Genomic DNA, 12,751 nt, shown 5'->3' with positions numbered 1-12,751 from the left:
GGGGCTCAGCCCTGTCGGTCGGCGACGGCGGTCGCGACCGCCTCGCCGAAGATCCGCAGCCCGATCCGCGCCTCCTCCGGCGTGACCACGAGCGGCGGCGACATCCGCACGACGCTCTCGCCCGCCTCGAGGACGAGCAGCCCCCGCTCGAAGGCCGCCTGCTGGACCGCGCCCGACAGGGCTCCGTCGGCGAACTCGACGCCGATCATCAGCCCGACGCCGCGCACGTCGACGACGGCGTCCGGGTGCTGCGCCTGGATCTCGCGCAGCCCGGTCAGGAGCTGGTCACCGACCTCGCGCGCGTGGCCCAGGAGACTCTCGGACTCGATGACCCGAAGCGTCGCCAGCCCGGCGGCGCACGGCACCGGGCTGCCGCCGTAGGTCGACCCGTGGGTGCCGACGCCCCAGCTCTCCATGAGCGAGGCGCGGGCGATGAAGGCGCCGAGCGGGAGACCGGAGGCGATGCCCTTGGCGGACAGCAGCACGTCCGGCTCGACGCCGGTCTGCTCGATCGCCCACATCGTGCCGGTCCGGCCCATCCCGCACTGGACCTCGTCGGCGATCAGCAGGATGCCGTGCTCGTCGCACAGCTCGCGCAACCGTCGCATCCAGCCGTCGCCCGGGACGATGTAACCGCCCTCGCCCTGGATCGGCTCGACGAAGATCGCGGCGACCTCGCTCGGGGCCACGTCGTGGCGGAAGATCGTCTCCAGCGCCTCGAAGGTCGCGGTGTCCTGCTCGTCCTGCCCGGCGGCGACCTTGGCGGGGTCGGCGTACGGGACGTGGATCACGCCGGGCAGCAGCGGCCCGAACCCCTGGTGGTACTTCGGCTTGGAGCTGGTGAGCGAGACCGCGCCCATGGTGCGGCCGTGGAAGGCGCCGTAGAAGCTGACGACGTAGGGCCGCTTCGTGGCGTAGCGGGCCAGCTTGAGGGCGCCCTCGACCGCCTCCGCGCCGGAGTTGGTCAGGAAGACCCGGACCGGCTCGCTCATGGGAGCGGTGCGCGCGAGGGCGGTGCACATCTGCGAGTAGACGGGCAGGAAGAAGTCGCTGGCCGAGTAGTGCAGCAGGTCGGCGGCCTGGTCCTGGACGGCGCGGACCACCTCCGGGTGGGCGTGCCCGGTCGAGTTCACCGCGATGCCCGCGTTGAAGTCGAGGAAGAGGTTGCCGTCGACGTCCTCGATCCGGCAGCCGCGCCCGCGGTGCGGGGCGAAGGGGTAGGCGCGCGGGAGCGAGGGGCTGGTCACGGCCTGGTCGCCCGCGACGATCTCGCGGGTGCGCGGCCCCGGCAGCTCGGTGCGCAGGTCGGGGACGGGACGGGTGGGGTCGGCCCAGTCGGTGGTGGGCTCGCTCGGCGCCAGGGCGGTGTCGGTCATCGGGTCTCCTTGACGAAGGTTCTGGTATGCCCCCTCCCGCCCGGACGGAAGGGGTGTCCGGTCGGGAGGGGTGTGGTCGGGGTGTGGACGGAAGGGTGTCCGGTCGGGAGTGCTCGGGCGCGTCAGCCGCTGACGATCGTCTGCGACTGCTCGCGCATGAAGAGCTGGACGTAGTGCAGGCCGCCACCGGCCTTGCCCGAGCTGCCCGAACCCTTCCAGCCGCCGAACGGCTGCACTCCCGGCCAGGCGCCTGTGGTGGCGCCGGCCGGCCGGTTGACGTAGACGACGCCGGCCTCGATCTGGGCGAGGAAGCGGTCGATCTCGTCCTGCTCGCCGGCGAAGAGGCCGGCGGTGAGCCCGAAGACCGTGTCATTGGCCCGCTCCAGCGCCTCGTCCAGGGAGTCGACCGGGGCGACGACCGCCAGCGGCACGAAGAGCTCGGTGCTGAAGAGCTCGTCGTCGGCCGGGAGGCCGGAGATGAGGGTGGGCTGGACGAAGTAGCCCGGGTGGCCCTCGGCCCCCTGCAGCACCTCGCCCCCGGCGACGACCGTGCCTCCGGCCTCGCGGGCGTGCTCCACCGCGGCGCGGAATCGCTCGACCGCCTCGGCGTCGATGACCGGGCCGCAGAACGTCGCTCGCTCCAGCGGGTCCCCGACGACGACCTCGCTCACCGCCTTGCCCAGGGTCTGGACCAGCTCGTCGTGGACCGAGGCGTCGACATACACCCGGGAGCAGGCAGAGCACTTCTGGCCCGAGGCCCCGGCGATGGACCGGGTGATCCCCTTGGCCGCCGCGTCGAGGTCGGCCGACGCGGTGACGATGGTCGGGTTCTTGCCGCCCATCTCGGTGATGACCGGGCGCGGGTAGTCGCCGCGGAAGGCGTCCATGACCGCCCGGCCTCCCGCGTAGGACCCGGTGAAGGTCAGGCCGTCGATGCCGGGGTGGGCGACGACCGCCTTCCCGACGTCGTCGCCGCCGGGCAGGATCTGCATGAGTCCCTCGGGCAGGCCGGCCTCGAGCATCGTCTCGTAGAGCTTCCACGCGACGTGGGTGCCCTGGACCGAGGGCTTGAGCACGACCGAGTTGCCCGCCACCAGGGCGGCGGCGGCCGGTCCGGCGGCGAGCGCCATGGGGAAGTTGAACGGGCTGATCACGCCCCAGACCCCGTGCGGGCGCAGCACCGAGCGGGTGGTCTCGGTGTCCGAGAGCTGCTCCATGGCGGCCTCGAATCCGCCGTTCTTCTCCACCTGCTCGCAGTAGTAGCGGAAGAAGACCGCGGCCTCCTCGACGTCGCCCAGGGCCTCGAGCCGGTTCTTGCCGACCTCGATGGTCATGAGGGCCGCGAGCTCGTTGGCCCGCTCGCTGATGAGGTCCGCGACGTCGCGCAGCACCGGCAGCCGCTCCTGCCAGGGCGTCGCTGCCCAGTCCCGGCCGGCGGCGCGGGCGGCCTCGACGGCCGCGTCGACCGCGCCCGGGGAGGCGGCGCGCACCCGGGCCACGAGGACGGAGGGGTCGGCCGGGCTGAACACCTCGACCGGGTCGCCGGGGGCGGGGTCGCCGGGCGCCGAGATCTCGGCGCCCAGCCAGCTCTTCGCAACCCCCACCCCGGCCTCGTAGGCGGTGTGCAGGTCCTCGTTGTCGGCGGTCAGGGTGGCGTAGGTCACCTTGTAGGGCTCGGACACTGCGTCGTCTCCTCACATCTCGCGGATCGTCAAGTTCATCCGCCATACTGCCAGATCCTCAGGACGATTGACGGAAGAATCTCGCAAACACCGGAAATCCTCCTGTATGCACGCTGCTGGATCGCAGCGGGTCTGCTGCTCGGGTAGGCGTGGCCCAGGAGATTGGGCTGGGCATGGTGGACGCCGCCCCGGACACGACGGAGCCCTACGAGGCGGCGGTAGCCGACCTCGAGGAGGCACCTGCGTGCGAGCTCAGCGCCTGACCTCGGCTCACGGACGCTGGTCCGGGGTCGCGTCGACCTGGGTGGCGTCGAGCTGGTCCAGCACGAAGGCGATCTCGAAGGCGGTCTCCCGCCACGCGTCGTAGCGGCCCGTCTTGCCGCCGTGACCGGCGACCATCTCGGTCTTGAGCAGGATCGGCCGGTCCTGCGGGTCGCTCGTCACCGTCTCCCGCAGCCGGGCCACCCACTTGGCCGGCTCGACGTAGTAGACCCGGGTGTCGTTGAGCCCGGTCGTCGCCAGGATCGCCGGGTAGTCGACAGGACGGATGTTCTCGTAGGGGGTGTAGGACCGCATGAGCGCGTAGATCTGCGCCGACTCGACCGGGTTGCCCCACTCCTCCCACTCGCTGACCGTGAGCGGCAACGAGGGGTCGAGGATCGTGGTGAGGGCGTCCACGAAGGCCACCCCGGCGTGCACCACCCGGAACCGCTCGGGCGCCAGGTTGAGGACCGCCCCCATGAGCAGTCCTCCGGCGGAGCGACCCTCGGCGGCCAGCCGGTCCGGCGCGACCCAGCCGGTCGCCACGAGGTGCTCCGCGCAGGCCACGAAGTCGGTGAAGGTGTTGGTCTTGCGCTCCATGCGCCCGTCCTCGTACCACCCCCGGCCCAGCTCGCCGCCCCCGCGGACGTGGGCGACGGCATACACCACCCCGCGGTCGAGGTAGGACAGTCGGGAGACGGAGAAGTGCGGGTCGACCGAGATCTCGTAGGAGCCGTAGCCGTAGAGCAGCCCCGGGTGCGTGCCGTCGGGCGACAGGTCCGCCCGGGCGACGAGCGAGATCGGCACCCGCGTGCCGTCCTGCGCCGTGGCCCAGAGCCGCAGCTGCTGGTAGTCCTGCGGGTCGTAGCCGCCGAGCACCGGCTGACGCTTGACGAGCGTGAGCGTCCCGCTGCCGAGGTCGAGGTCGTAGACGCTGCGCGGGGTCACCATCGACTCGACGAGGACCTGCAGGGTGTCGGTGTCGTAGGTCGGGTTGCTGCCCGACTCGATGGTGTAGACCGCCTCGTCGACCGGCACCTGGTAGCCCTCCCCCACCGGGCGACCCTCGCAGGACAGCGGCAGGACCTGCAGCTGGGTGAGGCCGTCGCGGCGCAGCGAGAGCACGAGGTGACCGGCGAAGGCCTCCACCCCCGCGAGCCGGACGCCGTCCTCGCCGGGCAGGACCGTGGCCCAGTCGTCCGCCGAGGTGCTGCCCGCCGGCGCCACGGCCAGCGCGAAGTCCCGGTGGTCACGGTTGTGCACGATCCACAGCCGGTCACCGGCCGGCTCGACGTCGTACTCCACGCCCTCCTCGCGGGCAGCCACCACCCGGACCGCCCCGGTGGGGTCCTCGGCGTCCACGAGCCGCACCTCCGAGGTGTTCTTGCTGCCGAGCCAGATGAGGACGTGCCGGTCGTCACGTGAGGTGCCGACGCCCATCCAGAACCGCTCGTCGTCCTCCTGGTGCACGAGCACGTCGTCCTGCGCCGGCATGCCCACCTGGTGCCGCCAGACCTGGAAGGGGCGCCAGGCGTCGTCGACGCGGGTGTAGAACAGGTGCTCGCCGTCGACGCTCCACGCCGTGCCGTAGCCGATCCCGGTCACGGCGTCGTCGACCACCTCTCCGGTCTCGAGGTCCTTGACGCGCAGGTCGAAGCGCTCGTCACCGGTCGTGTCGACGGCGTAGGCCAGCCGCTCCCCCTGCGGGGTGACGTCGAAGGCCCCCAGGCTGAAGAACTCCTCCCCCTGCGCCTCGGCGTTGCCGTCGAGCAGCACCTGCTCCCCCTCCGGTGCGGCGCCGGGGTCCAGCTCGGGCCGCTCCGGGGACTCGCCCACCGCGACCCGGCCGTGCACGGCGTACTGCTCCCCCTCGATCGTGCGGCTGTAGTACCACCAGTCGCGGTGGCGCACCGGGACCGAGAGGTCGGTCTGCTGGACCCGGTCCTTGATCTCGGTGAAGACCCGCTCGCGCAGGCCGTCCAGGTGGCTGGTCCGCGCCTCGGTGTAGGCGTTCTCCGCCTCGAGGTGCGCGACGACCTCGGGGTCGGTCTTGTCGCGGAGCCACTCGTAGGGGTCCGTGACGTCCTCGCCGTGGTGGGAGCGGACGACGTCGACGCGGGCGGCTCGGGGCGGGGCGGGCTGATCGGTCACCCGCCCCACGCTAACCCTCCGCGGGTCCCGGGTCGCGCCAGGTGCGGCGCCGACCGGCTAGGTTGGGCGGACCATGATCGAACGCCCCGTCCGTCACCGCCGGGCCTGCTGGGTGGTGCGGGGGGCGGGCCGGGGCTCGTCGGCGGTGCTGCGCCCGTCCCGGTATGCCCGCATCCGGCTGCGCGAGGCCGAGGGACTGCTGCTGGGGCCAGGAGCGGTGCAGGAGGTCTACGGGGCCGCGCCACGGGCATACCCGCTGGCGGAGCTGCTGGACAGCACCGGCGAGTGGGTCGGCCTGCTCAGCGACGACGTCGGGCGGACGTGGGTCGCGATGAGCGACTACCACGGCTTCGGGCACCTCTTCTGGGCGGTGCGCCCCGGCGAGCAGGGTCAGGACGTCTACCTCGGGACCACCCTGGACGCCGTCGTCGACCGGCTGCGCGCCGACGGGCACCGGCTCGCGGTGGACTGGCCGGTCGCGCTCACCACGCTCGCCTCCAACCACGTCCTGCTGCGCAACCAGTGGTCCCGCCGCACCCTCGTCGAGGGGGTCCGCTGCCTGCGTCCGGACGAGCTGCTGGTGATGAGCGAGCGCGGGGTCGGCACGGTGCCACGGGCGATGAGCACCGACCCGCAGGGGCGGTCCTACGACGAGCTGCTCGACGCCGGGATCGCCCGCTCCGCCGCGCTGCTGGCCCAGGTCGCGGACGCCGTGCCGGACGTGCGGGTCTTCGCCTCCGGCGGCAAGGACAGCCGGGTCGTGCTCGCCCTCATGGACCACGCGGGGGTGCTCTCCCGCAGCAGCTTCGTGGCCGCCGACCCCAGCCGGTGGGCCGACGCCGCGGGGCGCCAGGGGCTGTGGTGCGACCTGGTCGTCTCGGACGAGCTGCGGCAGGCGGCAGGTCGGCCGTGGTACGTCGAGCCCGACTACGAGGACCGGATGCTGTCCTTCGCCGAGAGCATCGACCACCACCAGAGCTTCTACGCCGGGAGCCAGTGGGCCGCCTCGGCGGAGCGGCAGCTGCGCTGGCCGACGGTCCCCTACGTCGCGGTCCGGGGCGGGGCAGGGGAGCTCATGCGCACGGCATACCGGACCATCCGCACCGGCGAGCCCTTCGCCGCGATGGGGCAGAGCGTCGCCAGCCTGGAGCCGGACCTACGCCGGCTGCATGGCCTCGTGGTCCACGGCGGTGTCCCGCTGCCGGACCCGATCCGTGCGGCGGGTCAGGAGGCGGTGGCGGAGGCCTTCGCCCTGGTCCCGGACGCGCCGATCGGGCAGCAGGTGGACGCGCACTACCGGCTGCACCGCAACCGCGCCCACTTCGGCCACGTGCTGCACTCCACGCACCGGCGCAGCCTGGCCCTGCACCCGCTCGCGACGCCGGAGTTCCTCCGCACGGCGCACCTGCTGCCCTTCGCCGAGCGGGACCTGGGGCTGGCCGCCTTCGACGTCGTCGAGCGGCTGCGGCCCGACCTCAACCGGCACCGGCTCGCCTCCGGCACCTGGCCCGAGCAAGTGTGGCAGCGGCGCGGCGGCGCCCCCGCGCCGCTCCCCCGCGCGCCGCGAGGACCCTTCGGCCGCGACCGGGTCCCGAGTTACTTCGAGGCCGAGGACCACAACCACTTCCGTCGCGGCTGGACGAGCGGGCCGCTGCGCTTCGACATCCGCACCGCGGCGCAGACCCGCGCCGTGGCCGACCTGTGGCGGCTGCACGACCTGGCTCCGCAGGACGCACCGGCCGACGTGATCGGCCCGCTCGCCGACCTCGTGAGCCGATCGGCGATCACCCCGGCCACGACGGTGGTGCGGCTCGCCTCGATCCTGCGGGCGGTCGACGAGCCGGTCTCCGACCCGCCCGCGAGCCTGGAGGTGCGGGTGCGCCACGGCGGGGGCCTGCCGTGGCACAGGCGGGAGCGGGTCGAGGTCGCGCCGGTGCGCGCCGGACCGCCGGGGTCGGTCCGGGGCCTGCGGGGGTATGCCGTCAACGCCCCGTCCGCGGGTCTCGAGACCTTCGAGGTCGACCCCCGCACCGAGCCGGGCGTCTCCTGCCACCTCGAGCTGGTCGACGGCGAGCTCCTCGCCCGGCGGGTCGGTGCGGAGCGGGCGGGCTGGCGGCTGGAGCACACCTTCACCCTGGTGCGCGGTACCGACGAGGTCGCCGAGGTCACGACCGAGGAGGTGAGCGCGTCGTTCGGGGCGCCGGCCGCTTCGGGCCGGCACCGCGCGCTGCTGGCGGCGCGATGCCTGGACCGTCCGGAGATCGTCCTGCGCGCGACCTCCCCCTGGCTGGTCGTGCCCGAGCCCGACCTGCCGGCCTAGTTGCCGACGCTGGCAGGGCCGAGCAGCGCCTTGAGCTCGCCGAAGAGCTCGGGGGTCGCGGTGACCCGCAGGCTCTCGTCCAGCTTGAGCAGCACCGTCCGTCCCGGCTGGTTGAGCTTGACGTGGACGTCGGTGGCGCCGGGGTGGTCGGCGAGGACCGTCTTGAGCTTGTGGGCCAGTCCGTCGGTCACGCGGGTCAGCGGCAGGTTGAGCACGACCGGCCCACGCGGTCCGGCCTTGATGTCCGGCAGGGTCATCTCGTTGGCCATGAGCTCGGTGGCGTCGTCCTTCTTCAGCCGGCCCTTGACCACGACGACGGTGTCCTCGGCGAGCATCGTGGAGATCGTCATGTAGGTCTTGGGCCAGAAGACGACGTCGAGCGAGCCGGCCATGTCCTCGACCGAGGCGCGGGCATACGGGTCGCCGTTCTTGGTCCGCTTCAACTGCAGGTTGGTGATCAGGCCCGCGACAGTGACGAAGTCGCCGTCCTTGGCCCCGTCCTCCCCGACGAGCTGCAGGATCGAGGCGCTCGCGTGCTGGGACAGGATGTGCTCGATGCCGTTGAGCGGGTGGTCGGAGACGTAGAGCCCGAGCATCTCCCGCTCGAAGGCCAGCCGCGCGGTCTTGTCCCACTCGATCCCCGGGATCGGCGGGAGCGTGACGATCTGGACGGCCGCGTCCGCGCCGTCGTCGTCGCCGAAGGAGAGGCCGGAGAAGAGGCTGTCCTGGCCGACCGCCTCCTGCTTCTTCTCGTCCGCGAGCGCCTCGACATACCGCTCGTGCACGGTGACCAGACCCTGGCGGCTGTGCCCGAGGCTGTCGAAGGCGCCGGCCTTGCACAGCGACTCGATGGTGCGCTTGTTGCACACGACGGCCGGGCACTTGCGCAGGAAGTCCTCGAAGGAGGTGAAGGCGCCCTTCTCCTCACGGGTGTCGACGATCGCCTGGACGACGTTGGCGCCGACGTTGCGGATCGCCTGCAGCCCGAAGCGGATGTCGTCGCCGACGGCCGCGAAGGTGCCGATCGACTCGTTGACGTCCGGCGGCAGCACCGGGATCTTGAGCCGGCGGCACTCGGCGAGGTAGAGCGCCGTCTTGTCCTTGTCGTCGCCGACGCTGGTGAGCAGGGCCGCCATGTACTCGGCCGGGTAGTTGGCCTTGAGGTAGCCGGTCCAGTAGGAGATGACCCCGTAGGCCGCGGTGTGCGCCTTGTTGAAGGCGTAGTCGGAGAACGGCACGAGGACGCCCCAGAGCGCCGCGACCGAGGCCTCGTTGTAGCCGTTGGCCTTCATCCCGTCGGAGAACGGGATGTACTCGGCGTCGAGCACCTCCTTCTTCTTCTTGCCCATCGCGCGCCGCAGGAGGTCGGCGTTACCCAGCGTGTAGCCCGCCAGCTTCTGCGCGATCTCCATGACTTGTTCCTGGTAGATGCAGTTGGAGAGCACCATCCCGTGAGCGATGAAGTTGTGCACGTCGTCGACGGTGATGTCGTAGACCGGCTCCGCCGGACCCACCGAGACATCAGTCACCCTGTTCCAGTCCATCGAGGCGTAGAAGCGGTCCTCGTCGGTACCCATGACGTCCAGGTAAGCCTGGGCGGTGGCGTTGAGCGGATAGAAGCCGCCCTCGCCCTCCGCCGGGTGGCTGGTCTTCGGCTCCGGCACCCGACCCTGCCGCCAGAGGTGGCGGTGCAGCCCAGCGGGCGAGGCGGGGCCCCACCCCATGGCGTTCTTCGTCCTCGCGGACACGTCGGGAGCGTCCCGCAGCACATCGCTGGCGTGTTCGAGCATGCGCTGACGGTTCAGGCCGCGGCTACGCGAGGCGATCTTCCTGTCGGTCCGCGCCGCGATCTTGCGCTGTTCGACCATGTGCGGCGTGACGAGCTGCCAGAAGCGCTGGTCGTACACGTGGACGGTCCACGCCCGCTGGTGACCACGGCGGACCGAGGTGTATTCGCCGGCCTCGTGCAGTCGTGCTGGAATGCCGAGACTGGCTAGCACATCAAGGACGTCGTGCGCCAGCCGCTCGCTGATGGTCTTGTAGTAGGCCAACTTGGCACCGACGTGACCATCACCGTCCCAGAGAGCTGCCATCAGTCGCTGCCGCACGAGAGGCTGACTGCGCTTCATCGCCTCGGGGATGAACTTGTCAGCCGAAATCGTCTTGTCGGCGAATCCGAGGCTGCGTAACCACGCGTTGATGCCGATGTTCGTGAAGTGGCCACGTCGCGGGTTGCGGCCCGACCCGGTGCCGGCCGGGGACGCGGCGAACCTCACGCGCGCGGCACTGCGGTCCTGGCACTCCTCGACGGGGAAGACGTCATCGAACAACGTGGAGCAGAGGCGGGACACCTCGGTGCGCAGCTCTGCACTCGCATTGATGAAACTGTTCTCGTACAACGTGATGTAGCCGTCAGAGAGCAGGTATCCCAGCAGGGCGGCCTCCTCCGGTCGAACGCAGGATGGGGAGCTGTACCCCATGCCGTCACGGGGACGAGCGATCCGGTCCTCTCCCGCCCGCAGCTCACCTGCCTGGATCCAACCTCGCGTCGTCAGCACGGGGTGATCCGAGGACAGCCGCAACTGCTGCCCTGAGTTCGTGCTTACGGTGAGCACCGGCTTGTCCGGCATCTGCCACCAGTGGGTCACGCGTCGCCGCACGACCTTGCCACGCTCGTCCACGCCGAAGGTGAAGAAGCCCTCCTGCACACGGCGCTCCAGGTCGTCGACTCGAACCTTCTCGCCCGTGTCGGCATCGATGATCGGCGTGTCGCCCGCGACGCAGAGGCCGTACGTCGTGCCGAGGATCGGCTCGAGGGCGGCCTCCATCTCCGGCTGCAGCTTGCCCTTGAGCTCGGGGTCGAGCGGGGTGATCTCCTGCTTGCCGTTCTTGCGCAGCGCGAAGTTGGTGTGGGCGTTGACGCCCATCGGGCCGGGACGGTAGAGCGCGAGCGCCGCGGAGATGTCCTCGAAGTTGTCCGGCTGCATGAGCCGCAGCAGCTGGCGCATCCCGTTGCCGTCGAGCTGGAAGACACCGAGGGTGTCGCCGCGGCCGAGCAGGTCGTAGGTCTTGCGGTCGGTCATGTCCTTGGACAGCGCGTCCAGGTCGATGTCCTGGCCGCGGTTGTCCTTGATGTTGTGGATCGCGTCGTCCAGGACCGTGAGGTTGCGCAGCCCGAGGAAGTCCATCTTGACCAGCCCGAGCGACTCGCACGTCGGGTAGTCGAACTGGGTGATGATCTGGCCGTCCTGGTCGCGGCGCATGATCGGGATGACGTCGATCAGCGGCTCGCTGGACATGATGACGCCGGCGGCGTGCACGCCCCACTGGCGCTTCAGCCCCTCCAGCCCGGTCGCCGTGTCGAAGACCTCGGCGGCGTGGTCGTCCTCGGCGAGCAGCTCGCGGAACTCGCCCGCCTCGGCATACCTCTTGTCCTGCGGGTCCTGGATCCCGGCCAGCGAGATGTCCTTGCCCATGACGGTCGGCGGCATCGCCTTGGTGAGCCTCTCCCCCATGGCGAAGGGGTAGCCCATCACCCGGGAGGAGTCCTTGAGCGCCTGCTTGGCCTTGATCGTGCCGTAGGTGACGATCATCGCCACCCGCTCGTCGCCGTACTTCTCGGTGACGTAGCGGATGACCTCGGAGCGGCGCCGGTCGTCGAAGTCGACGTCGAAGTCGGGCATGGACTTGCGCTCGGGGTTGAGGAAGCGCTCGAAGATCAGGCCGTGCGGGATGGGGTCGAGGTCGGTGATGCCCATGGCGTAGGCGCACATGGACCCTGCCCCCGAGCCACGCCCCGGGCCCACCTTGATGCCGTTCGTCTTGGCCCAGTTGATGAAGTCCGCGACGACGAGGAAGTAGCCCGGGTAGCCCTTGCCGATGATGACCTCGGACTCGTACTCCGCCTGCTTCCGCGCGTAGTCGGGAACGCCCTCGGGGAAGCGGCGCTGCAGCCCGGTCTCGACCTCCTTGATGAACCAGCTGGTCTCGTCCTCGCCCTCGGGCACCGGGAAGCGCGGCATGTAACGCCCCTCGCCCTCGGTGAAGGAGATGTCGCACCGGTCGGCGACCAGCAGCGTGTTGTCGCAGGCCTCGGGCAGCTCGCGCCATACCTCGCGCATCTCGGCGGCCGTCTTGAGGTAGTAGCCGTCGCCGTTGAACTGGAACCGGTTGGGGTCCTGCATCGTCGACCCGGACTGCACGCACAGCAGCGCCGAGTGCGCCTTGGCGTCCTCCTGGTGGGTGTAGTGCAGGTCGTTGGTCGCCAGCAGCGGCAGCGACAGCTCCTTGGCCAGCCGCAGCAGGTCCTGGCGCACCACCCGCTCGATCTGGATGCCGTGGTCCATCAGCTCGAGGAAGTAGTTGTCCGCCCCGAAGATGTCCTTCATGTCCGAGGCGTACTGCACCGCCTGGTCCCACTGGCCCAGGCGCAGCCGGGTCTGGATCTCCCCGGACGGGCACCCGGTGGTGGCGATCAGACCCTGACCGTAGGTCTCCAGCAGCTCGCGGTCCATCCGCGGCTTGAAGTAGTAGCCCTCCATCGAGGCCAGCGAGGCCATCCGGAAGAGGTTGTGCATGCCGTTGTTGTTGCGCGCCAGCAGCGTCATGTGGGTGTATGCCCCGCCGCCGGAGACGTCGTCGCGTCCCCCGTCGCCGTACTTCACCCGGGTCTTGTCGGTGCGGTGCGTGCCGGGCGTGACGTAGGCCTCGAGCCCGATGATCGGCTTGACGTCGTACTTCTGCGCGGTCTTCCAGAACTCGTAGGCGCCGAAGATGAAGCCGTGATCGGTCGTCGCGACGGCCGGCATCCCGAGCTCGGCGGCCTTCTCGAACATGTCCGTGATGCGCGCCGCCCCGTCGAGCATGGAGTACTCGGTGTGGTTGTGCAGGTGGACGAAGTTCTGCGCGGGGCTGGCTGGGGAGGACATCGCAGATGATCCTAGAGCCCCGGACCGACAGGT

5 protein-coding genes are annotated in these 12,751 nt (G+C 70.9%); 1 reads left to right on the top strand and 4 read right to left on the bottom strand.

Translation table 11 applies throughout. The annotated features are described in order from the left end of the window. Nucleotides 1-5 precede the first annotated feature (5 nt). From FU792_RS05095 to FU792_RS05085, 3 genes are all read right to left on the bottom strand, one after another. Entirely contained in the window at nucleotides 6-1,376 is a 1,371-nt protein-coding gene (locus tag FU792_RS05095) for an aminotransferase class III-fold pyridoxal phosphate-dependent enzyme (RefSeq protein ID WP_022924816.1), read from the bottom strand. 122 nt (nucleotides 1,377-1,498) lie between these two features. After that, nucleotides 1,499-3,058 carry an aldehyde dehydrogenase family protein gene (locus FU792_RS05090; protein ID WP_022924817.1) on the bottom strand — a complete coding sequence of 520 codons (1,560 nt, stop codon included), beginning with the start codon at nucleotides 3,056-3,058 and terminating at the stop codon, nucleotides 1,499-1,501. 270 nt (nucleotides 3,059-3,328) lie between these two features. Next, on the bottom strand, nucleotides 3,329-5,470 hold the full coding sequence (locus FU792_RS05085) for a S9 family peptidase (protein WP_028130990.1): 2,142 nt from the start codon (nucleotides 5,468-5,470) through the stop codon (nucleotides 3,329-3,331). A 73-nt stretch (nucleotides 5,471-5,543) separates the two neighbouring features. On the opposite strand from FU792_RS05085, the gene FU792_RS05080 reads away from it, so the two are divergent. Further along, complete coding sequence (locus FU792_RS05080) at nucleotides 5,544-7,790, top strand: hypothetical protein (RefSeq protein WP_022924820.1); 2,247 nt, start codon at nucleotides 5,544-5,546, stop codon at nucleotides 7,788-7,790. Here the strand turns inward: FU792_RS05080 and dnaE are convergent. Beyond that, complete coding sequence (gene dnaE / locus FU792_RS05075) at nucleotides 7,787-12,718, bottom strand: DNA polymerase III subunit alpha (protein ID WP_022924821.1); 4,932 nt, start codon at nucleotides 12,716-12,718, stop codon at nucleotides 7,787-7,789. The two genes, FU792_RS05080 and dnaE, sit on opposite strands and share 4 nt — an antisense overlap. Between the last annotated feature and the right edge of the window lie 33 nt (nucleotides 12,719-12,751).

Origin of the sequence: Serinicoccus marinus DSM 15273, assembly GCF_008386315.1 — a bacterium.
In the GTDB taxonomy this organism is placed as follows: Bacteria; Actinomycetota; Actinomycetes; order Actinomycetales; family Dermatophilaceae; genus Ornithinicoccus; species Ornithinicoccus marinus.
This window is presented reverse-complemented; position numbering and strand designations above follow the sequence as displayed.

Bases quoted from the DNA above. Each gene is read 5' to 3' on its own strand.
- FU792_RS05095 (WP_022924816.1), bottom strand. From the start codon at position 1,376: ATGACCGACACCGCCCTGGCGCCGAGCGAGCCCACCACCGACTGGGCC.
- FU792_RS05080 (WP_022924820.1), top strand. From the start codon at position 5,544: ATGATCGAACGCCCCGTCCGTCACCGCCGGGCCTGCTGGGTGGTGCGG.
- dnaE (WP_022924821.1), bottom strand. From the start codon at position 12,718: ATGTCCTCCCCAGCCAGCCCCGCGCAGAACTTCGTCCACCTGCACAAC.